This is a genomic window from Paenibacillus marinisediminis (assembly GCF_054343325.1).
The window spans coordinates 305,875-329,430 of the sequence record NZ_JBTGUH010000001.1 but is presented as its reverse complement, the minus strand read 5'-3'; the positions used below and the strand labels follow the sequence as shown (position 1 = coordinate 329,430).

19 protein-coding genes, 3 tRNA genes and 1 pseudogene are annotated in these 23,556 nt (G+C 45.0%); 21 read left to right on the top strand and 2 right to left on the bottom strand.

The genetic code is table 11. The features are described 5' to 3' along the window. Positions 1–10 precede the first annotated feature (10 nt). Both coaE and ACXX53_RS01580 read left to right on the top strand, forming a co-directional pair. A complete protein-coding gene (gene coaE / locus ACXX53_RS01585) occupies positions 11–619 on the top strand; it encodes a dephospho-CoA kinase (protein ID WP_458566843.1) in 609 nt (202 codons plus the stop codon). Continuing rightward, complete coding sequence (locus ACXX53_RS01580) at positions 616–1,194, top strand: lytic transglycosylase domain-containing protein (protein ID WP_458566842.1); 579 nt, start codon at positions 616–618, stop codon at positions 1,192–1,194. The genes coaE and ACXX53_RS01580 overlap by 4 nt, the downstream gene beginning before the upstream one ends. Before the next feature lie 51 nt (positions 1,195–1,245). On the opposite strand, the gene ACXX53_RS01575 is transcribed toward ACXX53_RS01580, so the two are convergent. Then, positions 1,246–1,464, bottom strand: a complete 219-nt coding sequence (locus tag ACXX53_RS01575) for a small, acid-soluble spore protein, alpha/beta type (RefSeq protein WP_458566841.1) — start codon at positions 1,462–1,464, stop codon at positions 1,246–1,248. A 159-nt stretch (positions 1,465–1,623) separates the two neighbouring features. Between ACXX53_RS01575 and nrdR the strand changes: the two genes are divergently transcribed. From nrdR to ACXX53_RS01550, 5 genes are all read left to right on the top strand, one after another. Beyond that, positions 1,624–2,103, top strand: coding sequence for a transcriptional regulator NrdR (gene nrdR / locus ACXX53_RS01570; protein WP_458566840.1), 480 nt, complete (start codon positions 1,624–1,626; stop codon positions 2,101–2,103). Between the two features lie 1,012 nt (positions 2,104–3,115). Continuing rightward, positions 3,116–3,191, top strand: a tRNA-Ala gene (locus ACXX53_RS01565). Between the two features lie 23 nt (positions 3,192–3,214). Beyond that, positions 3,215–3,290 (top strand) — tRNA-Lys (locus tag ACXX53_RS01560). A 114-nt stretch (positions 3,291–3,404) separates the two neighbouring features. Further along, a complete protein-coding gene (locus ACXX53_RS01555; protein ID WP_458566839.1) occupies positions 3,405–4,343 on the top strand; it encodes an SDR family NAD(P)-dependent oxidoreductase in 939 nt (312 codons plus the stop codon). Between the two features lie 42 nt (positions 4,344–4,385). After that, positions 4,386–4,460 (top strand) — tRNA-Ala (locus tag ACXX53_RS01550). A gap of 314 nt (positions 4,461–4,774) precedes the next feature. On the opposite strand, the pseudogene ACXX53_RS01545 reads toward ACXX53_RS01550, so the two are convergent. Then, a pseudogene (locus ACXX53_RS01545) lies at positions 4,775–5,026 on the bottom strand (transposase); the annotation flags it as partial. A gap of 126 nt (positions 5,027–5,152) precedes the next feature. Here ACXX53_RS01545 and ACXX53_RS01540 point away from each other — a divergent pair. The 14 genes from ACXX53_RS01540 to ACXX53_RS01475 all read left to right on the top strand — a co-directional run bounded on the left by ACXX53_RS01540 (position 5,153) and on the right by ACXX53_RS01475 (position 23,544). Then, positions 5,153–5,917: an SDR family NAD(P)-dependent oxidoreductase gene (locus tag ACXX53_RS01540; RefSeq protein ID WP_458566838.1), complete on the top strand. Its 765-nt coding sequence runs from the start codon at positions 5,153–5,155 to the stop codon at positions 5,915–5,917. Positions 5,918–5,939: 22 nt separating this feature from the next. Continuing rightward, positions 5,940–7,868, top strand: coding sequence for a hypothetical protein (locus ACXX53_RS01535; protein ID WP_458566837.1), 1,929 nt, complete (start codon positions 5,940–5,942; stop codon positions 7,866–7,868). Between the two features lie 92 nt (positions 7,869–7,960). Then, positions 7,961–8,269 (top strand): L-rhamnose mutarotase, encoded by a 309-nt coding sequence (locus ACXX53_RS01530; RefSeq protein ID WP_458566836.1) that lies wholly within the window; start codon positions 7,961–7,963, stop codon positions 8,267–8,269. Positions 8,270–8,727: 458 nt separating this feature from the next. After that, positions 8,728–9,543 (top strand): ArsR/SmtB family transcription factor, encoded by an 816-nt coding sequence (locus ACXX53_RS01525; RefSeq protein ID WP_458566835.1) that lies wholly within the window; start codon positions 8,728–8,730, stop codon positions 9,541–9,543. A gap of 236 nt (positions 9,544–9,779) precedes the next feature. After that, positions 9,780–11,510 carry an ABC transporter substrate-binding protein gene (locus ACXX53_RS01520; protein WP_458566834.1) on the top strand — a complete coding sequence of 577 codons (1,731 nt, stop codon included), beginning with the start codon at positions 9,780–9,782 and terminating at the stop codon, positions 11,508–11,510. Between the two features lie 59 nt (positions 11,511–11,569). Beyond that, a complete protein-coding gene (locus ACXX53_RS01515) occupies positions 11,570–12,523 on the top strand; it encodes an ABC transporter permease (RefSeq protein ID WP_458566833.1) in 954 nt (317 codons plus the stop codon). Positions 12,524–12,533: 10 nt separating this feature from the next. Next, a complete protein-coding gene (opp4C, locus tag ACXX53_RS01510) occupies positions 12,534–13,460 on the top strand; it encodes an oligopeptide ABC transporter permease (protein WP_458566832.1) in 927 nt (308 codons plus the stop codon). Between the two features lie 10 nt (positions 13,461–13,470). Further along, positions 13,471–14,454, top strand: coding sequence for an ABC transporter ATP-binding protein (locus ACXX53_RS01505; protein WP_458566831.1), 984 nt, complete (start codon positions 13,471–13,473; stop codon positions 14,452–14,454). Further along, positions 14,447–15,412 carry an ABC transporter ATP-binding protein gene (locus ACXX53_RS01500; RefSeq protein ID WP_458566830.1) on the top strand — a complete coding sequence of 322 codons (966 nt, stop codon included), beginning with the start codon at positions 14,447–14,449 and terminating at the stop codon, positions 15,410–15,412. Before ACXX53_RS01505 ends, ACXX53_RS01500 begins: the two co-directional genes overlap by 8 nt. A gap of 1,699 nt (positions 15,413–17,111) precedes the next feature. Beyond that, complete coding sequence (locus ACXX53_RS01495) at positions 17,112–17,750, top strand: DUF5343 domain-containing protein (protein ID WP_458566829.1); 639 nt, start codon at positions 17,112–17,114, stop codon at positions 17,748–17,750. Between the two features lie 12 nt (positions 17,751–17,762). Next, complete coding sequence (locus tag ACXX53_RS01490; protein ID WP_458566828.1) at positions 17,763–18,341, top strand: Swt1 family HEPN domain-containing protein; 579 nt, start codon at positions 17,763–17,765, stop codon at positions 18,339–18,341. A gap of 332 nt (positions 18,342–18,673) precedes the next feature. Then, entirely contained in the window at positions 18,674–20,236 is a 1,563-nt protein-coding gene (locus ACXX53_RS01485; RefSeq protein ID WP_458566827.1) for a response regulator transcription factor, read from the top strand. 15 nt (positions 20,237–20,251) lie between these two features. Continuing rightward, on the top strand, positions 20,252–22,039 hold the full coding sequence (locus tag ACXX53_RS01480; protein WP_458566826.1) for a sensor histidine kinase: 1,788 nt from the start codon (positions 20,252–20,254) through the stop codon (positions 22,037–22,039). A gap of 197 nt (positions 22,040–22,236) precedes the next feature. Next, entirely contained in the window at positions 22,237–23,544 is a 1,308-nt protein-coding gene (locus tag ACXX53_RS01475; RefSeq protein WP_458566825.1) for an ABC transporter substrate-binding protein, read from the top strand. Positions 23,545–23,556: the final 12 nt, after the last annotated feature.

Genomic DNA, 23,556 nt, shown 5'->3' with positions numbered 1-23,556 from the left:
AGGTGAGACGATGAAGCTCGGATTGACCGGAGGAATCGCTTCCGGAAAGAGTACGGTGTCTGCTATGTTCGTGAGCGAAGGTGCGCTCCTCATTGATGCGGATCAGATTGCCAGGGAGATCGTGCTTCCTGGCAGTCCGGCCCTGACACTCATTGCAGAGCGATTCGGTGAGGACATGCTGCTGCAAGACGGTTCCCTTAATCGGAAGCGGCTGGGAGAAGTCGTATTTCGAGATGAACAAGAGCGTAAGGCTTTAGAACAGATTACACATCCTGCTATTCGCAAGAGAATGCTTGCTCTGATGGATCAATATGCAGTTGAACAGCCGGACAAGCTGGTCATTGCAGATATTCCGCTGTTGTATGAGTCTGGAATGGAAGGCATGTTCGATGCTGTGATCGTTGTATACGTACCGCGTGCTGTCCAGTTGAAACGATTAATGGAGCGGGATGGATTAACGGTAGAGCAAGCAGAACAGCGTCTTCATGCGCAGATGGATATTGAGGATAAACGGACGAAGGCGGATTATGTTATTCAGAATGAGACGGATGTGGAAATAACTCGCCAGCAAGTGCAGCAATTGATTAGACGACTGAAGAATGAAAAGGTAAAGTTATGAGCAATGTAAAAAATAAATTACTGCGTAAGCGGTATTTACTTGTGCTGCTCGTGGGATTATTATTTATCCTCTTTGTGCAATCGCAATGGCTGGGAAAGTGGATGTATCCCATACCATATGAGGATACGATCAGGGAGAATGCGGAAGCCTATCAGGTGGATCCATTTTTAGTTGCATCTGTAATACGGGTAGAGTCGAACTATCGACCTGGACAGGAATCAAGAAAAGGTGCGATAGGGATGATGCAGCTGATGCCTGACACGGCAACCTGGATTATGGGGCAGATGAAGGTGAAGGATCAGTGGACGTTAGAACAGCTGAAGTACGAGGCTGAACCTAATATCATGCTTGGAACGTGGTACCTGAATTCATTAATCAAACAATTCGATAATAATTGGATCGCTGCTGTCGCTGCATATAACGCAGGACCCGGCAATGTGAGCCAGTGGCTGCGAGACGATGTCTGGGATGGGCGGCTGGAAACGGCAAGTCAACAAATACCATTTAACGAAACCCGGTTGTATGTTCAACGCGTGTTCCATTATTATGATAAATATAAAAAAGCCTATGAATAGTAGCAACGGACAAGCAGCTTGCGCCGCTTAGTCCGCTGCTATGCCTATACTTTATTTGTATTGACCTGCAAGTTGTTGTTCTGCCATTTGGACAAGACGTTTTGTGATGTAACCACCGATCGATCCTGTATCACGTGTCGCCATGTTTCCATAGTAGCCATCTTGTGGGATAGCAATACCGAGTTCTTGTGCGATCTCGAACTTCATTTGCTCGAGTGCGCCAGTTGCTTGAGGAACAACCAAGTTGTTGCTGGAACGGTTCTGGCTCATAATCTATTCACCTCCTTGCCGTTTGTAATTGTATTTTGCGCAAAGTTTCGAAGTTCATTACAGGTAAGGTCTGGGATTTCTTGGCGAATAGTATTGGATTGACTGCGTGTACATGCAAGAAGTAACCGTATATATGTTTATGAAAGGAGGACACCCGCGATGAAATGCCCATATTGCGACCACTTTGGCACTAAGGTTCTGGATTCAAGGCCAGCCAATGATAACAAGTCCATTCGTCGTCGTCGTGAATGTGAAGAGTGCAGCCGACGATTTACGACGTTTGAGATGGTGGAGGAAACACCTCTTATCGTGATTAAGAAGGACGGAAGCAGAGAAGAGTTCAGCCGTGAGAAGTTGCTGCGAGGTCTAATTCGCGCCTGTGAGAAGCGTCCGGTATCTGTGGAAAGGCTTGAAGCAATTGTGTCTGAGGTAGAGAGGCAATTGAGAACAACTGCGCAAGCGGAAGTTGAGAGCCGAAATATTGGTGAATTAGTGATGGAGCAGCTGTATCCTGTAGATGAAGTGGCGTATGTCCGTTTTGCATCGGTGTACCGTCAGTTTAAAGACATTAACATGTTTATGAAGGAATTGACAGGGCTGTTGTCCAAGCATCCTCTATCCGATATGAATAAGCAATAATGATGCAAGAAGCTTGTCTGCTGCCTGGGAAGGGCTGCGGGTTGGCTTCTTTTGCTGATCATCAAGTCGGGCTGAAATCGCGAGTTGTCGGAGCGTAATTTAGGGTAAGGCGAAGAAGTGATATTTGTGTGGCTGGTGTTGTAAACGCTTAACCAGAGTGCTATAATGAATTCAAGCAGAAGACGTGAAAGTAATAACCAGCACATCTTCTGTAGAAGCAAGATACGGGCGGTAGGCTTATAGTAGTTATACGAGAACAGGAAGGAGATCTATAATTCAGGTTGTAGAACAGAACTTCTTGAAGTAAAGTATAGCAGTGAGCAGTATTACATCCGCAAGCAGTAGCATATGGAAGCGAATGGGTTATATGTTGAAGTGCAAGAGCAACACTCTTAAGCACGTGCCTTTCATTCAAGCAATGAAGCCAACCGCCCAATATCTTTACGATTAAAGCTCTCCTGATGGAGGGCTTATTTATTTGAAGTTGTGGGTGGACAATGTGCGCTGAAGGACTGAAATGCTCTATATGTTATTTTTACAATTCAATATTGCAAACGCTTACATAAAGTGGTATTATAAAGTTAAGCAGAAGAGGAGAAAGTGATAACAAGCAAGGCTTCTGCGGTAGCAAGAAAAGGGCGGGAGGCTTCAAATAGTTATACAACTTCAAGAAGAGGAACTGTAGCTTTAAGTTCTAACTAATCTTCTGGCAAGTGAGTATAACGGCAAGCACAATTGAATAGGCAAGAATGGATCACCTCCCTGAATTGGAAAATGAGTTTAAGTGCATCGCAACGCTCATAGGCACGCGCCTTTCTTCCAAGTAATAAGCCAACCGCCCATTTCCTTATGAAACAAGGCTCTCCCACTGGAGGGCTTTTATGTTGTTCATTGGCTTGCTGTAAGGTGTTAAATATCATTAAGTCAATTTTTTCTTGTGTTCATTTTAAGATGGTGCTATACTAGTAAGGCAGTTTACGAACAGTATAATCTATGCTGAATGTTATTCTGTGGGGCCATAGCTCAGCTGGGAGAGCGCTTCGCTGGCAGCGAAGAGGTCAGGGGTTCGATCCCCCTTGGTTCCACCAACTTTACCTCTACCTTACATCATGGATCGTTAGCTCAGTTGGTAGAGCACGTGACTCTTAATCATGTGGTCCAGGGTTCGAGTCCCTGACGGTCCACCATATCGAACTTAGAGACGACAGAGATGTCGTCTTTTTTTGTTATCCGATGAGATGCAGATGAAGGATGTCTAAAGGTGTTTCTGGTGAAATTTCCTATTGGAGGTCGCGATTGGTATGGAGGATAAGATCGTTATCATTACAGGAGCTAACTCAGGGATTGGGAAAGCAGTGGCACTAAGATTCGCGATCGAAGGATATCGAGTTATTATGGCATGCCGCAATATGAGAATTAGTGTAGCTGTGCAGCAAGATATCATTCAGGCATCGAACAATGCGAAAGTAGATCTATTAGAACTGGACGTATCTTCTTTTGATTCTATCCGTACTTTCTGCTCAAAGGTTAAAGACGCATATCCACACATAGACATCCTCATCCATAATGCCGCTTACTTAAATCACGGTGAAAAAGAGTATAAACTTAGCCCCGAACATATCGAATTATCATTTGCTACGAATACATTCGGACCCTATCTATTGACTAATCTATTAGCAGATCATCTAGAACTGTCTCAAGATCCAAGAGTGCTCAACGCATGCACGACCAACATCAAGAATTTCTTCGATCCGAAAAGGACAATCGACTTCGATAACTTGCGAGGTGAATTCCGGAATTCGAGGCCTTATAGCGCTTATAAGATGTACGGTGATTCGAAAATGGCGTTGTTGATCTTAACCTTCAAGATGGCGGAGCAATATAAGGATCGAGGGATTAAAGTCAATGCTCTGCAGATAAACCGTGTCAAATTATCCAAAGAAACGATTAACAAGATGAGTCCATGGTGGAGAGTGCTTGCAATGGCTCAGAATCTTACGAATCCTTTACCGTCTGGAATGGCGGACAATTACTTTCAGATCTGTACCTCCGATCAATTCCGCGATGTTACAGGGCAATTAATCAATCATAAACGAGAGATTGTACAGCCATCCATTAGTGAGGCAGGCTTTACGCAATTGAAAAATATATTCGGCTCGGGGTCTTACCCTCAGTATGCGACCAATAGTGATAACGTCGAAAAAATATGGAGAATGTGCAACGAGTTGATTAAGGGTTAGTTATTGATGCACATGTGCAATCAAGTGGAATGTATAGCTTGTGAGACTCTGCTCAGCCGGTAGAGCGCTTTGCTGGCAGCGAAGAGGTCAGGGGTTCGATCGCCCATAGTTCCACCAAAACGAATTTTAACCACGTCATCGGACGTGGTTTTTTTGTTGTGGTAGAGCCCCTAGGGGGCGAACCCTGGGGTTCAGTCCGCGCGGAGGAAGTGAAAGAGTTAGCTTCGGAGAATATACTTCAAATGTAGGAGCACGGCGTCTAAGTATAGAGCTGTCGTAGGTTATCATGTATATTATTTATACTCTTTAGCTTTAGTAAAGCTCATTAGTAGAAAATAAACTATTTTTGTCGAAATATAAAAGAAAATAAAGGGAAAAGTAGGACAAATGAAGAAGTATCTCTAGAATGAAATACCGATCAGCGCTACTTGCTTTAAAATATCGTTTTCCATCTTAAGACGTTGATTTTCTATTCGTAACGCAATGAGTTCATTCTCCTCTGCAGAACGATTATCTTTCTCTGAGAAAGATCCTAACTGTTGGTATTGTTTGATCCAACGATCTAATGCAGAGGGACTCAATTCGTATTCTTCAACAATAATAGCTCTAGATTTTCCATTCTCGAATAACTGAACCATCTGTCTCTTAAAATCATCTGTAAATGTACGTCTTTGTCTTGGCATAGTAGATCCGCTCCTTGTAGTTTTGTACTAATTCTACTAGCGAATAGAGGTTTTCTATAGGAATGTATTTTTTGTTGTATAGACTTTTGGATGAAATTGTATAGTGGAGAGTAGGAGATGGTGGAAATGGCTGAATTTTCGAATAAAGTTGCGATCGTAACGGGGGCCGGAAGCGGAATTGGCAAGGCGATCGCCGAGTCCTTGGCGAAAGAAGGCGCACGCGTTGTCGTATGCGGACGGGATGTGGAGAAGTTGCGACAGGTCGTCGAAGGGATAGAGCGAGATGGAGGCACGGCGTTCTTCGTGCAAGCGGACCAGCTCCTTCCTACCGCGCCGGATATGATCGTAGAGCAGACCGTCAAGACATGGGGCAGAATCGATATCATCATCAACAACGCTGCCCTGGTGTGCAACAAGCCGATCGAAGCAGTCACGCACGAGGACTGGGACCGCCTCTTCGCGGTTAACGTAAAGTCTGTTTTTTTTCTAATTCAGAAGGCTCTGCCGAATTTGAAGGAAACGCGCGGTTCGATCGTCAACATCAGCTCGTTAAACAGCCAGAAAAATATCGCTGGCAATTTCGTTTACGATTCGCTCAAGGCCGCGCTCAATCATCTGACGACAGGACTTGCGCTCGATTTGAAAGATACCGGCATTCGCTGCAACGCCTTGCTTCCGGCGGGCATTGCGACGCCATTGCTAAACGAATGGTTTAAACAGTTGATTGAAGATCCCGCCGAGGCCGAAAAGGTTGCCGAATCCGAGAAACTAAGGGCGGATGTGGGATCGCCGCAGCAGGTGGCGGATGCAGCTTTGTATTTATGCAGCGAGAAGGCTTCATGGGTCAACGGGGCGCTTATTCCGCTGCATGGTGGCTTTCAGCTCGGTTAATCCAAGGAAGGAGAACGGCACAATGACTTTATCTCATCTATCGCTTGCGCATGTCCACGCCTCGGAACGGATGGTTACTCCGCAGTGGGCTTTGCAGGAGCAACAGCTTTTTGAAACGTTGAACAAGGCGGCTAAAGAGTTCGTCGAACGGTATACTCATCCCGACGGCTCGTTGATTTGGTTCGAGCAATGGCCGGGTATGGATGGATCCGACGACCCCTATGAAGGATTTATGAACTTGGCCCTGCTTTATGTACTGGGGGGGAGCAGCGAACTGCACGAGGTGTCCCGCAGAATATGGGATGGCATCACTTGGCAGTGGACGGAATACGGACAAGTGCACCGGGAATTCGACGCTTATTACGACTGGATGCATCATGGCGAAGGATATTTGTATTTGTATTTCCTCGGGTTGGCGGGACCAGCCACGCTTAAAGACCGCCAGCGAGCGAAAAACTTCGCGGCCATGTACACTGGAGACGATCCGGATGCGCCGAACTATGATAAAGAGCTTAAGCTGATTCGGTCGCCGCTGACTGGCAGCCGCGGCCCCCGCTTTGTAGTGACGGAAGAAGATTGGAGTACGCACCGAGGCATCCTCGACGATTATTTGGCTCCGTACGAAGATATTCCCGGTGTGAATTTCGAGAGCGGCAAGTGTGCCTGGTCCAATGATGTAGTATACAAACACTTGATCGAGATGATGAATGATCGGATGAACCGCGGCGACGTGCCGCTGAATTTGAACGCGACGAGTTTGATTACGCACGCCTTCATGTTTTCCGGAGATGAAAGCATGAAAAAATGGGTGATCGAATACGTAGAGGTGTGGAAGGAAAGGGCGCGGTTAAACGGCGGCATCATTCCCGACAATGTCGGACTGTCCGGACAGATCGGGGAATACAACGACGGCAAATGGTGGGGAGGCTACTACGGTTGGCGCTGGCCGCATGGTTTTATGACGATCATCGAGCCGATCACGAATGCGTGCATGAACACGGTATTACTGTCCGGAGACATGAACGGGCTCGATCTGGCAAGGGAGCAGCTTGATCGCAATTGGGAGCTGCGCAAAGAGCATGAAGGGAAGCAGGTCGTCCCGTATAAGCATTTCGATAGCGGCTGGACGGATTACCGTGAGGCGCAGTCGAGATACCCGATCTATTTATGGATGACGTCGATGGCTGATGAAGACTTGGAACGTATCGAACGCATTCCCAAAGACCACGATTGGAACGAAGTAATCGTGCCCGCATTCTCCGGCAGAGACCCGAAGACTGGTAGGGAAACGAAACACTACATCGGTAATACGCAGCCGTGGTACCAGTACATCCGCGGACTGAATCCGGATTACCCGCAGCGAATTCTGAGCGCCAATTACGAATTGATCGGCAATCAGCTCGCCAAGATGCGTGCACCGGAAGGCGATCCGCACGGTTGGACCGAACATTTCAACGAAGGCATTTATTCCGCTATTCATATATGGCAGGAGATGTGTCCGCTCTATTTCGAAGGGCTCGTACAATTAACGCTGGGCGGGCCAATGCATATCTCGCATGGTGGTCTGCAACATGGTCGCGTGCGCTATTTCGACGCAGCCGAGAGGAGACCGGGATTGCCTCCGGGAGTATCTGCCTTGGTGGAGAAGCTCACATCGGATTCGGTAACGGTACATTTGTTCAACACAAGTCTTTTCGATGATCGGGAGTTAGTCGTGCAAGCTGGCGTATTCGGAGAACATCAGTTTATCGCTGGAGAAATCGTCGATGCTTCCGGTCAAGTGACTGGAACGCTCCCGATCGAGGGGAAATGGCTTCACGTATCGCTGCCATCGGGAACCGGTATCGTCTTGCGGCTTACCATGGAACGGTATGTCCATGCTCCATCATACGATATGCCTTGGCCGAGTGAAGAGAAGGTTAGCGTCATTCGGGGACGGATCGATTCATGAAGGCTTCGGGACTGGCTATGCGGGCGGGTGGGGAGAGATAGGAAACACCCAATCCCGTATGGTGAGCGAGCGATTGAAAAGGAGTGGGGGACTTGGCAGCAAACGTGATAACGGAAGTGAGAGTAGCGCAGCTTCATCCGGATCAAGTTGAACGGTACGAACAACTTCATCGCGAAATTCCCGCTGGGAACGAGAAGCATATGCGGGAGGCGGGCATCGTGTCTTTGCGCATTTTTCGCGAGGGGCTTGTCTTGTTTATGATCGTTGAGTCCGATTCTTCATTAGCGCTTCCCGATCGAATCGTTGATCAACGGTTGGAAGAAGAGTGGCATCGTCTTACCGGCGAGTGCTTTTCGAAAACATGGCAGGTTGCCTCCGAGGTTTATCGACTTCATCGTTGATCTTTCAAGGGATGTGCAAGGCGAAGCCCGAACCATTTTCTGCGTAATCTATTGAAAAAAGCATCCTAAAACATGAAATCACAAGAAGGAGGATATAGCTTATTCTTTAGAAAATAGTGCCTTGACAGCGTGGAGCATTACAGAATTCAATCTCGTTTAGTAATAAGAAAATGAATATATAGAAGCCTGAATCTTATTGAATTTTAAGGTCAGGCTTTTTTTTGTTTTCTAAAGGGTTTACCCCTTGGCTCCACCATAAACGAAACTGAATCACGTCATTAGAAGTGGTTTTTGTTAATATATAAGAAATTATAGATTGCACACGCATATTAGGAAAGGAGCGGAGGGGTGTGGCATTGGATTATCGCTTACGCGTAAGTTTTACGCCCTTGCATGAATTTATTAGCAGTCTGCATACTTATTTATGCCGTAAATCCTATAAAAAAATCGATCTCTCAATGGAATGGGTAGAGATAACACAGGAGCGATTATCGCCTGAACTTCGAAGTATGCTCGATAGCATCGAGGTGAATGGCGATTGGAGATTTATCTATTTGCTGGCCCTTGTCTGTCCGGACTTGACGTCTCCGAAAGAGCTCGTGACGTGGATTGAAGGACTTTCCGTGGGGGAGTTATACGAACTGCTGTCGCAGTACGGAAATGAATTTCCAGCGCAGATGGAGGCCTTCCGAACGCATGCCGTGCAATTGTTGACCGCGTGGAATGAAGAGTATTTTCTTCAGTTGGACCCGGAAATTCTTCGCCTTCTACATGCCGAAGCGGCTCGGCGAACTGAGATGTTAACGCAGTTGTCGCCAGAGGATTTCGTCGATGATACGACGAATGGGATGCTGTTCACGCCGATTCCAGGGCTTGAAGAGTTGATTCTTGTTCCGCAATATCATTTTCAGCCTTTAAATGTGATCTGGCACTTTGGCAAAGTAACACTATGTCACTATGCAGCGAGGGTATATATTGATGAACCTGGGGAGCTCTCTCCGCATCATTATCGAATTCTTCGTACGATTGGCGAGAAGAGCCGAATGAAGATTTTGCGGTATTTGCACCAGGGTCCACAGCCTTTTACCGAAATTGTACGCCATATGAAAATATCCAAAGGGATTACCCATGATCATATCGGTAAGCTGCGCAGCGCAGGATTTATTCATGCCCATATCGAGGGTGAAGTTACGACACATTATAGTCTCCGGCTCAAGGCGGTACGGCAAATCGATGAAATTCTGTATCGTTTTATCACCACGAGGTCGGAATAATATACGGTTTCTCACCCAGACGCTTCCCGTCCTTTATGGACACCGGAGGCGTTTTTTGTTTAGACAGGTTTTATTTTATGGAGAAGGGACATATTCTCTTTACACAAAACCTTTTTTAAGTTCTCTCTTTACAGAACACATTTTGATTCATATAATAAAACCAATCAAAATAATTCACACCTTTCGTATCGGAATTATATGTTTAATTCAATTTATTAGAAACGGGGAGACGTATTATGAGAAAGGGTTTATTTTCATTACTAACGGTCATTATTAGTGGAGTACTCTTGTTGTCTGCTTGCTCATCACCAGCCTCGACGCCTGTAGTAGATAGCGGCAAGACGGAAGCTGCGGCGACAACCCCCGAGCAGACAACGCCGGCAACCGGAGGCATTACGAGCTTGGTGAAAGCAACGGATTTATCCAAGCTTCCAGAAAATGCGAAGAAACGTACGGATACGATTATCGTCGGCTTAACAGATCCAAGCGGTGCTTTCACACCGTATTTCCATCAGAGTGGGTATGACGGCAACGTGTCTTCGGTCCTCTTCTCCTCGCTGGTAAAAATGGATGAGAAAGGCCTTCCGATTCCTGGACTTGCAGAGAGCTGGGACATCTCGGACGATCAATTAACGTATACATACCACCTGCGCAAAGATTTGAAATTCAGCGATGGATCCCCATTGACGGCAGATGATGTCGCATTCACATGGACGATTCTGCATGACAAAGTCTACGATGGCCAATACGATATTCTCTCGACGAATATCAAAGGTGGTAAAGCTTACAAAGAAGGCAAAGCACCGTCTATCGAAGGAATCAAAGTCATCGACCCGCTTACGATTTCCGTAACTTTGGAGAATGTGAATGCAACGGCGCTTCAAGTACTCGGTTCGGATGTATTGTCCAAAGCTTACTACGGCAAGGATTACAAGTTTGGTCAACTGGATTACATTAAGAATTTGCATGCCACACCGCTCGGTAACGGACCTTACAAGCTGGAGAAATTCATTCCGGGTCAAGAGGTACGCTTCGTAGCGAACGAGTATTACTATGCAGGCAAGCCGAAGACGGAACATTTCATCTATAAAACAACAGAAGGCGACGCGTTCCAATTCATCGAGACGGGCGAGCAGGACTACGGCAGCTTCTCAGCGACAACGGACAATATTGAGCGTCTCCAGAAGCTCGGTTTCTTGAACCTAGAGCCCTACACCGCGAGCAACTATGGCTATCTTCAGTTCAACATGGAGCATGAAGCACTCAAGGATAAGCTTGTTCGTCAAGCATTAACCTATGGACTGGACCGGAAGACGATTTACGTGGATTCGAACCAAGGAGCGGCGACTATTGCGAACATCCCAACACAGCAGAGCTCATGGTCATATACCGAAGAGGGCATTAACCCTTACAACTATGATCCAGAGAAAGCGAAGCAATTGCTGGATGAAGCAGGCTGGAAGGAAGGCAAAGACGGTATCCGTGAGAAAGATGGCAAGAAGTTGAGCGTTCACTTCATCGGCTCCAAGAAGAAAGGAACAGACATCTTCATCGCGGTAGCCAAAGAAAACTATGCAGCAATTGGCGTACAGCTGGAAGCCGAGCAATTCGCGGACTTCAATGCGCAGATTGCGAAGTTCGAGAGCGGTGACTACGATCTCGTCTCCTTCTCCACATCGATTTTGGGTGATCCTTCGGATGGCGTGTTGTCCTTCGTCGATGGCGAAGTGAAAGGGTACGACAATCCAAAAGTGAAGGAGCTCTATGCGAAAGGTCTTGCAACGACAGATATCGAAGAGCGCAAAGCGATATATAAAGAGCTGTATCTAATCATTAACGAAGATGCTCCATACATCTTCACGAGCTACAGCAAGTTGATCCTGGCGTACAACGGCCGTATTGAGAATATCAAAATCAATCCATCGCAAGGTATCTCAGCGAGCTTACCAGAGTGGACTTTGAAATAATATCACCTTTCCGTCCCTTGTCGTGCAGACAGGGGATGGACTATTAAGGAGCCAAATATATGAGCACGTATCTAACAAAACGTCTGATCTATATGGTCTTGATATTACTCGGTGCATCGTTGCTGATCTTCTTCTTATACGCCTTAACGCCAGGGGATTTCGTATCCAGCAATATGAAGCTGACGGCGGAACGCAAGGCGGAGCTTCGGGAGATTTATGGCTTTAACAAACCGCTATTTGAACGGTACCTCCTCTGGATGAAAAATGCGCTGCATGGCGATTTCGGTTATTCGCTAGCGCAGCAGAAGCCGGTACTGACGTTGTTCAATGAATATATCTGGAATTCATTTCTGCTCGCGATTACTTCAACCTTCTTGACTTGGCTGCTCGCCGTAATTATTGGGGTCATCTCGGCTTACAGGCAGTACTCTTGGTTCGATACGCTTGTGATGATCGGAATCTTCGCGGCGATGTCGATCCCATCGTTCTTCATCGGGTTATTCTTGATTAAGACGCTTGCCGTCGATCTGAAGTGGCTGCCGCCAGGCGGCATGATGACGACAGGCAGCAATGCGATGGGCCTCGCCTATGTCAAGGAAGTCATAAACCATATGGCGCTGCCAGTGATCGTGATGACGCTGCTAGGTGTCGGGTCGTTAACTAGGTATTTCCGCAGTAACATGATTGACGTTATTAAGCAGGACTATATCCGAACAGCCCGTGCCAAAGGGATGACGGAGAAGAAGGTGCTGTTCCGTCATGCACTGCGCAATGCGCTGCTGCCTGCGATTACGCTCGTCGGATTCGAGCTTCCGGGGCTCTTTGGCGGATCGCTCATTATCGAGAAAATATTCAATTGGCCGGGCATTGGACAGCTGTACATGCAGTCTTTTGGTGCCAGAGATTATCCGCTGCTCATGGGATTTACGATGTTCATCGCTGTTCTCACGGTCATCGGTACGCTCTTATCTGACATTCTATATAACATCGCGGATCCGCGCGTGAAACTGTGAGGAGGGGCCTATGTCTATGGTTCAAAGCGAAGTTGTGATAGGTCGCAGCAGCAAGCTCCGTGCAGCGAGAACCTCATTATGGAAACAGTCCATGCGGAAGCTGCTCAGGAATAAATTAGCGGTATCGGGCTTTATTTTTATTGTGTTTATGTTCGCGGCGTGCTTTATTGGACCGTTCTTCTCGCCATACACCGATAACAAGGTGAACGTGATGGCGATGAACAATGCGCCTAATCTCAAACATTGGCTCGGGACGGATATGTTAGGACGCGATGTCTTGACACGTCTGCTCCAAGCGGGTCGAATCTCGCTCACTGTCGGCCTTGCATCCATGCTGCTATCGGTCTTTATCGGGAGCTTGCTCGGTTCGATTGCGGGTTATTATCGGGGGATCGTAGATCAAGTGATTATGCGGATTGCGGATTTATTGCTCTCCATTCCAAGTCTGCCGATCTTGTTCATCCTCGGGGCCTTGTTGTCTGAGTGGAAAATCCCGACCGATTATCGGATGTATATCGTCATGATGATGCTCAGTTTCGTCGGTTGGCCGGGTCTTGCAAGGCTTGTTCGCGGGCAGATGCTAAGTCTCCGAGAGCGTGAATTCATGCAGGCGGCCGTTGTCCTTGGGCTGCGGGATCGGCGAAAGCTGTTCCATCATCTGCTTCCGAACTTATTTCCACTCTTAATTGTCGTGGCAACGCTCAATATCGGCGGTGCGATTCTATCGGAGTCGGTGCTGAGTTACTTTGGTCTTGGTGTTATGCCGCCTACGGCAACATGGGGGAATATGATTGATGCGGCGAATAGCATCATTGACTTCGAGAAGCATCCGTGGCTGTGGATTCCTCCAGGTTTTGCGATTTTCTCAACGGTTATCGCCATTAATATATTCGGTGACGGGCTTCGGGACGTGCTGGATCCCAAACAGAAGAAGTAGGTGATGGATGATGAAGAACACACTAGATATCGATCATTTACGTACGTATTTCTATACAGAGGAAGGTACGGTCAAGGCGATTGACGATATCAGCTTACGGGTGCGTGAAGGGGAGACCGTCTGCATCGTTGGTGAGTCTGGCTGCGGCAAGAGCATGACAGCGATGTCGATCATGGGATTAATCGAAGGACCGTCTGGGAAAGTGGTGAGCGGTCGAATTGGCTTCGAAGGCGAAGATTTGCTGAAGATGAGTAAAAATGAACTGCGTACCATTCGCGGCCACGACATCGCAATGATCTTCCAAGAGCCGATGTCTTCGCTCAATCCGGTGCTGCCAATCGGAGGGCAGATTACGGAGCCGCTCATGGAGCATCTGAAACTCAGCAAGAAAGATGCGCGTAAGCGTGCGATTGAGCTGATCGAACAGGTTGGGATCTCGCGAGCGGAGCAAATTTTCGATTCGTATCCGCATGAACTCAGCGGAGGGATGCTGCAGCGGATCATGATCGCGATTGCGATCTCCTGCAATCCGAAGCTGCTCATTGCCGATGAACCGACGACCGCGCTCGATGTGACGATTCAAGCGCAAATTCTGGATATGCTTCGCGAGATTAAAGCTCATTCGAATATGTCGATCTTATTGATCACCCATGATCTGGGGGTCGTAGCGGAGATGGCGGACTACGTGATCGTGATGTATTCCGGCAAGATTGTTGAGGAAGGCGAAGTGGTCGAGCTCTTCAGTAATCCGAGACACCCGTACACGCAAGGCTTATTGAAGTCGAAGCCGATTATTAATCAGCGGAAGGACCATCTGTATTCGATTCCGGGACAAGTTCCGAATCCATTATCACTTACGGAATCATGTTATTTCCATGATCGCTGCGGCCAGTGCATGTCGATATGCCAGTCGAAACAGCCGCAATTAAGAGACATCGCAGATCGCCAGAAGGTGGCATGTTGGTTATACGAGGAGGCGGCTAAACATGTCTGAACCTATCGTTGAAGTGAGAAATTTAAAGAAGTATTTTCCGATTACAGGCGGTTTGTTCAATCGTACGTCTGGTCATGTAAAGGCAGTGGATAATATCAGCCTGTCGATCCGAGCAAGTGAGACGTTCGGCCTCGTAGGAGAGTCAGGCAGCGGGAAGAGCACCGTGGGACGCACCATTCTGCGCCTAACGGATAAGACTTCCGGTGAAGTGCTGTTCAAGGGGGCGGATCTTCACACGCTTCCTCCGAAGGAGCTGCGGAAGCTTCGTCCGCAAATGCAATTGATCTTCCAAGATCCCTATAGCTCGCTCAATCCGCGCGTACGCGTTGGGGATGCAATCGGAGAAGCACTGCTCGATCACGGACTATTACAGAAGGGTGAAATCCGGGACCGCGTGGAAGAAGTACTTGCAGCCTGCGGTTTGGCTTCCTATCACTATGATCGATTTCCACACGAGTTCTCCGGCGGGCAACGGCAGCGGATCGGAATCGCACGTGCGCTTGTCCTGAACCCTGACCTGATCATTGCCGATGAACCGGTCTCTGCGCTCGATGTGTCTATCCAAGCCCAGATTATTAACTTGTTCCGCGGTCTCCAAGAATCGCAGGGTCTTACCTATTTGTTCATCTCGCACGACTTAAGCGTCGTCGAGCATTTATGCACACGAATAGGTGTGATGTATTTGGGTTCGATGATGGAGACGGCTCCGCGCGACGAGTTGTTCCGCAATCCGCTGCATCCTTACACGAAGGCGCTGCTCTCGGCGGTGCCGATTCCGATTCCGAAGCTGAAACGGGAGAGGATCGTGCTCAAAGGGGATATCCCGAGCCCGGCGAACCCGCCATCAGGTTGTAAGTTCCATACTCGCTGTCCTTTTGCGACGGAGATTTGCAAGGCTGAAGTGCCAGTGTTCCGTCATGTCGGCTATGATCATTATGTGGCATGCCATTTGGTATAATCGATGAATTAAGAATCGTTCTCCATAGAGGACTCTCTTGGATACAGTTCTTCGGCATCGCATTTATTTTCATGTCATTGCAAAACGAGCGAGCGGAAATCCGGTTTGCCGCATGGATGATCGTGTCGATTCTGATAGAAGTCGAGCCTCTGGATGTATGGTCATACTATAACTCTAACGGACACCATGGACGTTAATTGGCTAAAAGCAGCCATTTTCAGATTGTAACGGTCACCACAGCGCTTATTTACTCCAAATCATTGAAAAAAGCAGCATTTTTACGAAATAGCTGTAACTGTGTCCGTTAGAATTCTAAAATGCCGAAATTACTCTCTTTAGCGGTCACTGTGTCCGTTAGAGTGTTGCGTCTCTCTTATGCCTTTACTTCTTGTGCTCCCAGCGTAGTTGATAAGTTCAATATCGCTGTTTCCCGCTGGTTACCATCAACAGATTTCGTTCGACTAATCCAAGCAAGATACGCCGGGTGTGACGATCTGAGAGTCGAAGGTGACTAGCCAGTTGGGGGGCTGAAAAAGAATGCAGCAATCGGCGGGTGAATCGAAGCGTTTCTGCTTCAGCCCAATCCAAGTCATATGACATAGGAGTCGATACGAATTTTCCGACAAAGGCTAGTAAAAGTTGTTTGCACTTGTAACACAGATATCTCTGGCGTGGGATCGATAGTCTTGGATTTCGATGCAACCCTTGGCCCCTCCCGGCATATACGCTAGATCTAGGTAACGCACTACATCGTTCATATCCTTCACTTCCCATCGGATAACAAATGATCGAATTCCCGACCGTTGGATATCAACAGGATCGAAGAAATACCGAGGTGTCATGGGTCAAACCTTTTTCAAGGAACTCACGTCTTCTTGGGTTTTTCTCGTCCGCAATGTTCTTTTGCAGCCATTCCTCATAAGCTTTAGTAAATAAACAGGCCTTATAGCGTCTATAAGTTGTACGGTGATTCGAAAATGGCGTTGTTGATCTTAACCTTCAAGATGGCGGAGCAATATAAGGATTGTGGGATTAAAGTCAATGCTCTGCAGATAAACCGTGTCAAATTATCCAAAGAAACGATTAACAAGATGAGTCCATGGTGGACAATTACTTTCAGATCTGCACCTCCGATCAATTCCGCAATATTACAGGGCAGTTAATCAATCATAAACGAGAGATTGTACAGCCATCCATTAGCGAGACAGGCATTACGCAATTGAAAATATATTCGGTTCAAGAACTTACCCTCAGTATGCGACCAATAGTGATAACGTTGAGAAAATATAGAGTATGTGCAACGAGTTGATTATGGGTTAGCTATTGATGCACATGTGTAATCAAGGGGAATGTATAGCTTGGGGGACTTAGCTCAGCTGGTAGAGCGCTTCGCTGGCAACGAAGTGGTCAGGGGTTCAGTCCGCGCGGAGGAAGTGAAAGAGTTAGCTTCGGAGAACATACTTCAAATGTAGGAGCACGGCGCCTAAGCATAGAGCTGTCGCAGGTTATCATGTATATTATTTATACTCTTTAGCTTTAATAAAGCTCATTAGTATAAAATAAACTATTTTTGTAGGAATATAGAAATAAATTAAAGGGAAAAGTAGGACAAATGAAGAAGTATCTCTTGAATGAAATACCTAGAATATGAGAGAAAATGAGAGGTATAAGTTCTCATTTTTTTGAGGAGGCATTAAATTTGACCGAGTACCCTTATCTATCGAGCAACAAAAATGTTCAGGCTGTATTCGAAAAAGTTCGGACAGCTGCAAAACCGAGTAAATTTACAATTTCATTTATGAAACAACTAGGGTTCACTAGTTCTAATGATCAAGCTTATCCCTCATTATTTAAGAGATTAGGGTTTATAACAGATGATGGTACACCAACTGTATATTATGATGCTCTTCGAGATGGTTCTACAGCTAAAACAATTTTAGCCTCCCGCATAAAAGAACTATATTCTGAATTATTTACTATAAATACTAAAATATACGAGGCACCTGATGATGAGATCAAAGGTGCTATTAGTCGTTTAACAGGGAAAGATGCTAAGGATGTAGGTAGAATTTTCACTACTTTTAAAGCACTTTGCAATAATGCTGATTTTAATATTAAAAGTACGTCTATTCCTGCGATACATAACGCAAAGGAGTCCCCAGAAGAAAATAAGAAAATATCTAATGCTGTTAGTTCCGATTCCACTACAGAAAAAATAAACACACAAAGTATAAGACCTGATTTTCATTATAATATTCAAATCCATCTACCAGCTACTACAGATATATCTGTTTATAATGCAATATTTAGAAGTATTAAAGAAAATCTTTTATCGTAAGGTTGTGGGAGGATGGAAACCTCAAGAAATTTAAAAAATTTTATTTTTAATGCAATGCTTACAGAGGATGCCTTGTTTTCTATGCAAAAAGAAGGGCTAAGCGTAAAGGAAGGTGTTGTACTAGCACCAATTACACGGGTAGTTGAAAGTGACTTCAGTCCAATCTTATGGCAACAAGCAATGCAAATGTCTTCAGTGTATACTCTGCTTTTTTGTGTAGAAAATACTTTGCGAAATTTTATTGTTGAGCGACTAGCTGAACAGAAAGGTTTAGATTGGTGGGAAGAATGCGTTCCAAAAAGAATTAAAGATGCTGGTGATAAGTTGAAAACAGCTGAAGAAAAGAATAAATATCATTCTACCAGAGGGGATTCATTGATTCATTATACCATGCTTGATAATCTCGCTCAAATTATTGTTAATAATTGGGATGAATTTTCGGATATTATTCCAAATCAAGCTTGGATTGTTTCACGAATGGATGACTTAACAATGTGTAGGAATGTCATTATGCATACTGGCGTTCTCCCACAGTATGAAATTGAACGAATAGAGAGCATAGCTAGAGATTTCATTCGGCAATTAGGTTGATTAATTTATTGTATTGTTATGATAGTGAAATACCCAATGGTGGGAGAGCGCTTCGCTGGCAGCGAAGTGGTCAGGGGTTCGAGTCCCTGACGAACCACCAAATAAAACCTTGTAGCACCGGGATTTTCCGGTGCTTTTTGATTTCTCTAAGGCTCTGTTTCTGATGAATTGTTTTTGTAGTATAGAAAGGTTTTCAAGCGGCAGCTTTCACGTGAGAAGGCTGTCGCTTTTTGGTGGATTCTAGAAAAATGTGCTAATACTTCTGCTATAATGTTAGGTGTAAACGCTTTTAAAAGGTTCAAGTTTAGAGAGGATGGGGGAGAGTCCTTTTTATGAGCGAGCTATGCAAAGTGTTGATTGTTGATGACGAGTTGTTGGTTAGACAGGGGATCAAGCACTATATCAATTGGGAAAAAGAAGGGTTTCAGCTGGTTGGGGAGGCCTCGAATGGCCAGGAAGCTTTGCAACTGGTCGAGCAGTTACATCCTCATATCATTATTACTGATGTTGTGATGCCTGTAATGGATGGTCAGGAATTAACACGCAGGGTGAAGATGCAATATCCAGAGATCGAAGTGATCGTACTGAGCAGCTTCAGTGAATTTGATTATGTCAAATCGACCTTCCAGCATGGCGTGGTAGATTATATTTTGAAACCTAAGCTAGAGTCTGAGGAACTGCTGCGTGTATTGCAGAAAACAGCTGCACTCATTCCTACACTTCAGTTAAAACCGAATGGACAAGATAATCCTCTATCGGTTGACCATGTTCTTACTAAAGCGATCACAGGGTACGACCTCGAGTGCGAAGAGAGTGAGTCTTCACTGCTGAAGAGTGCATTGCCTTACCGCCAATTAGCTCTCCTTAGCTGTCAATTGAGGTCTGGACAAGATAAGCCTAATTGGAAAGGGATCGAAGATAAGCTTAGAATTGCACTGGAGGCAAATTCGCAGCAGGAACATATGAATCTCTATACTGTTTATCCAGAGCCTCATATTGCTGTTTTTATCATCAACCAGAATCATGTTCACTTGCATGGAATTTCGGGTATGGCTTGTAAAGCGATAAATGAATTTACGAACAAAGAATTGAAAATGTGCTGGGCGATTAGTGATGTTTTCATGAACGCTTACGATATGGCCTCTGTCTATCAAGAGCAGATTATCAAGTTGTTTCAATATCAATACTATTTTCCAGAGCATCTGATTATGGTACACAATGAATTGCCTAATGTAGAGGCGGTGGATTCAAAGTTCCAGTTAAACGGGCTTACAGAGGATTTGAAACGAGGACGCTATCAAGAAGCTTTTCAAGATCTCCTGGAGCATGCTCAGCGGATGTCCCGCTATTATCGAACGGATGTCTATGAGTTCAAGTCGTTTCTCAGTAATATGATTTTTAATATCACCATCATCATGTCCAATATGGGAATGGATATAACGGAATTAGATGAGGCGAAGTATCGATATTTTAAGGCCATTGATGAAGCATTGTATGCGGTACAGACCATAGAATTGTTGCAAGCCTTCCTGAATGAGGCTGCGAGTGTTTTCGAAAGTCAAGATCATCACAGCAATCAGAATATGAAACGATTATTGGACTATGTACAGAAGCATTATGCAGAACCGCTGACATTGTCTGAAATGGCGAAGCATTTTCATTTTAATCCCTCCTATTTATCCAGCTATTTTGCAGCAAATAATAAGGAAGGATTTAATGAATACTTGAATCGGGTGCGGATTGAAAAGGCAGCAGAATTACTTCGTGATAAGGCAACTTCGATCTCAGAGATTAGCGGTATGGTAGGATTTTCGGATCATAGTTATTTTTGTAAGGTATTTAAGAAATTTACCGAATTGTCGCCTAGTCAATATCGCAGTAATCATAATAACTAGAAAAGAGATACGAATATGCGGATCATCTACGATAAGTTGAAATGGCATAGCCTATTTCTTAAAATATTTGTCGTCATGGTCGTTAGTATTGCTGGGGTTACGACATTAACTTCCTGGTTGACGATCAACATGACTACTGATTTATTCATGAAAACTTTCGGAATTACCAATTCCAAAGTAGTGAATCAGGTGAAAATGAATTTTGAATCGTTCAATTATTCTGTTGTTACCACAGCTGGCAAGCTTCAGCAAAGCGGTTCTATTAAATTCTTTTTGACTGGACCGGAAGTAGACTCAGTAACAACAGCGAGAATGTATTACGATATAAGTCAGCAGGTGAAGATGTTCGGATCAGTATTGGATTCTTATAGCGTTGGCATAAAAATATTGGGTGTGAATGGACGAAGTTACTCGACGAATAGCAATATAGCACCTCCGATGTCAGATGAGGAACTGAAGATGCATGATATAACTATGAATGCTCAAGCAGAGCCTAAAAGGCTGATATACCAGTACTATAACAGCAGTCTGAATCCGGACTATCGTGGCCAACCTCTGATCATTGCCACAAAGGCATTGATGGAGAGGTCGACAGGCGTCGTGTATGGGACGATGTATGTGACGATGTTTGAGAGAGATTTTAAGCAGCTATATAACAATATGACGAGTGAAGGTAATGATATCGCGCTCATGGATGCTTCTGGAGTTGTCGTATCCAGTAACCGTGAAGATTGGATCGGGCGGACAGATGCGAGTTTAATGGGGATTGCCCAAAAAATCGTAACGGAACAAATTGACAGCTTAAATGTGAATGTTATGGATCAAGACAGTATTGTGCTCGCAGAGTACATGCCGGAATTTGGCTATTATCTGGTCAATGTAATTGATAAAAAGGCAGCGATGGGACAAATTCTGGATCACAAAACCGTTACCGTGATCACAGCGGCTATTGTTGTTATTGCGCTGATCATCGTCTTCTTAATCACTCGGAAGATTACAAGGTCATTAACGATGCTGGTAAGGCAAATGTCAAAGGCGACTCGCAACAATTTTGACAATTACGTCAAGATCGAAGGCTCTTATGAGATTAGAGAACTGGGCGATGCCTATAACTATATGCTGGATGAGATCCATGATTATGTCGACAAGCTCGTTGAAACGCAAAAAGAACAGCGCAATGCTGAGCTAGCCGCACTGCAACGGCAGATCAATCCACATTTTCTCTATAACACGCTTGCATCGATTAAAATTCTTGTTCAGCAAGGCAGCAAGGACAAGGCAGCAGAAACGATAAATGCACTTATTGTTCTACTGCAGAATGCAATCGGCAACATTAATGAGACGAATAGTATAGAGGAAGAAATGGTGATTCTCAAAAGCTATGTTTATATCAATCAAGTTCGATACGGTGAACGGATCCGAGTGTACTATTTTATCTCTCCGGATTGTTTGGAGTACCGGGTGCCGAAGCTAATCATTCAACCTTTTATTGAAAATGCGTTCTTTCATGCATTCAATAAGAAAGGCGAAGGAACGATTCAGGTAATGGTGCACAAAGAAGACGAGGCACTGATCTGTGAAGTCAATGATAACGGTGATGGCATGGAACTGGCTGCTGATCATCAGGGACTGCCTTATATAAGAGGCAAGCGGCAGCTGTTTTCAGGGATTGGTGTAAAGAACGTCCATAGTCGTATTGGGCTGCTATATGGTGATGAGTATGGCGTAACCATTTCGAGTCAACTTGGTGAAGGGACGAAAGTTAAAATACGCCTTCCGCTTATTATTAATGATTCCCATTAAAATTTTTATAGTTTCCAAAAATATTACCAATGTGAAAACAATCTCCAAGTAAACGCTTGCAATCTGATAAAGAAAGAACAAATGCATACAAATATATTCCTAACGGACCCTTTCAGCTGAATGATAAGCTTAATTTGTAAGTTGAACACGCTTACAAATAAGCTTCACATCATATTACACAAAAGGGGTAGATGATTTTGAAGAAACTAATGTGCATTATTATGGCAGGTACGCTTCTTCTAGCTGGATGCTCATCAGGATCGAAGGATGCAGCTAACAAACCTGATGCAAGCGGCGGAGATAAAGTCAAAGAAACCAAGGAAATTACAGTATGGGCATGGGATCCTAAATTCAACATTGCTGCACTGAACATAGCGTCGGAAGCATATGCCAAAATCAACCCGGATGTAAAAATTAATATTATCGAATATGCACAACCGGATACGATTCAGAAGATGAATACAGGCTTGAATTCAGGCACAACGAAAGGTCTTCCAAATATTATTCTTATGGAGGATTATCGTGCACAAGGTTTCTTACAGTCTTATCCTGATGCGTTCTATGACTTGTCCAATGTGATTAAAGCTTCGGACTTTGCAGATAACAAAATTGGTCCAACAAGCTTTAACGGCAAGCAATATGGTGTTCCATTCGACTCTGGTGTAACAGGCTTGTATTACAGAACGGATTACCTAGAGCAGGCTGGATACACAGCCAAAGATATGGAAAATATCACTTGGGATAAATACATTGAGATCGGTAAGAAAGTAAAGGAAAAAACAGGAAAGTTTATGATGTCGACAGATCCGAATGATCTTGGTATTCTCCGTGTAATGATGCAATCGGGAGGCTCCTGGTACTTAAATGAAGACGGTAAAACACCTAACCTGGCAGGAAATGAAGCACTAAAAGAATCCTTGGAAATTTACAAGAAGATGATGGATGAAGGCATTATGACGATTCACTCCGACTGGAGTCAAATGCTTGCAGGATTTAATAGCGGCAATGTAGCATCTCTTGTACAAGGAAACTGGATTACGCCTTCTGTTAAGGCTGAAGCATCCCAATCTGGCAAATGGGCAGTTGCAGCAACACCAAAATTAACGAAAACTCCTAATGCTACTAATTCTTCAAACTTGGGCGGAAGCTCCTGGTATGTGCTGAATATGGATGGTGCTGATGTGGCAGCTGACTTCTTAGCCAAAACTTTCGGAGCAGATGTCGACTTCTACCAAAAGCTATTAACTGACGTTGGTGCGATCGGTACTTATATACCAGCAACAAGTGGACCAGCTTATAAATCAGGTGATGACTTCTTTAGCGGACAGAACATTACAGCTGACTTTGCTGAATGGACGAAAGCGATTCCTAAAGTGAACTACGGTATTCACACCTATGCTATCGAGGATATTATGAAGGTTGAGCTTCAAAATTACTTGAAGGGCAAGGATGTTGATCAGGTTCTAAACGATGCTCAGAAACAAGCTGAGGCACAATTGAAATAGAAGAGAGATGAA

Bases quoted from the DNA above. Each gene is read 5' to 3' on its own strand.
- coaE (WP_458566843.1), top strand. From the start codon at position 11: ATGAAGCTCGGATTGACCGGAGGAATCGCTTCCGGAAAGAGTACGGTG.
- ACXX53_RS01580 (WP_458566842.1), top strand. From the start codon at position 616: ATGAGCAATGTAAAAAATAAATTACTGCGTAAGCGGTATTTACTTGTG.
- ACXX53_RS01575 (WP_458566841.1), bottom strand. From the start codon at position 1,464: ATGAGCCAGAACCGTTCCAGCAACAACTTGGTTGTTCCTCAAGCAACT.
- nrdR (WP_458566840.1), top strand. From the start codon at position 1,624: ATGAAATGCCCATATTGCGACCACTTTGGCACTAAGGTTCTGGATTCA.
- ACXX53_RS01555 (WP_458566839.1), top strand. From the start codon at position 3,405: ATGGAGGATAAGATCGTTATCATTACAGGAGCTAACTCAGGGATTGGG.
- ACXX53_RS01540 (WP_458566838.1), top strand. From the start codon at position 5,153: ATGGCTGAATTTTCGAATAAAGTTGCGATCGTAACGGGGGCCGGAAGC.
- ACXX53_RS01535 (WP_458566837.1), top strand. From the start codon at position 5,940: ATGACTTTATCTCATCTATCGCTTGCGCATGTCCACGCCTCGGAACGG.
- ACXX53_RS01525 (WP_458566835.1), top strand. From the start codon at position 8,728: ATGGAATGGGTAGAGATAACACAGGAGCGATTATCGCCTGAACTTCGA.
- ACXX53_RS01520 (WP_458566834.1), top strand. From the start codon at position 9,780: ATGAGAAAGGGTTTATTTTCATTACTAACGGTCATTATTAGTGGAGTA.
- ACXX53_RS01515 (WP_458566833.1), top strand. From the start codon at position 11,570: ATGAGCACGTATCTAACAAAACGTCTGATCTATATGGTCTTGATATTA.
- opp4C (WP_458566832.1), top strand. From the start codon at position 12,534: ATGTCTATGGTTCAAAGCGAAGTTGTGATAGGTCGCAGCAGCAAGCTC.
- ACXX53_RS01505 (WP_458566831.1), top strand. From the start codon at position 13,471: ATGAAGAACACACTAGATATCGATCATTTACGTACGTATTTCTATACA.
- ACXX53_RS01500 (WP_458566830.1), top strand. From the start codon at position 14,447: ATGTCTGAACCTATCGTTGAAGTGAGAAATTTAAAGAAGTATTTTCCG.
- ACXX53_RS01490 (WP_458566828.1), top strand. From the start codon at position 17,763: ATGGAAACCTCAAGAAATTTAAAAAATTTTATTTTTAATGCAATGCTT.
- ACXX53_RS01485 (WP_458566827.1), top strand. From the start codon at position 18,674: ATGAGCGAGCTATGCAAAGTGTTGATTGTTGATGACGAGTTGTTGGTT.
- ACXX53_RS01480 (WP_458566826.1), top strand. From the start codon at position 20,252: ATGCGGATCATCTACGATAAGTTGAAATGGCATAGCCTATTTCTTAAA.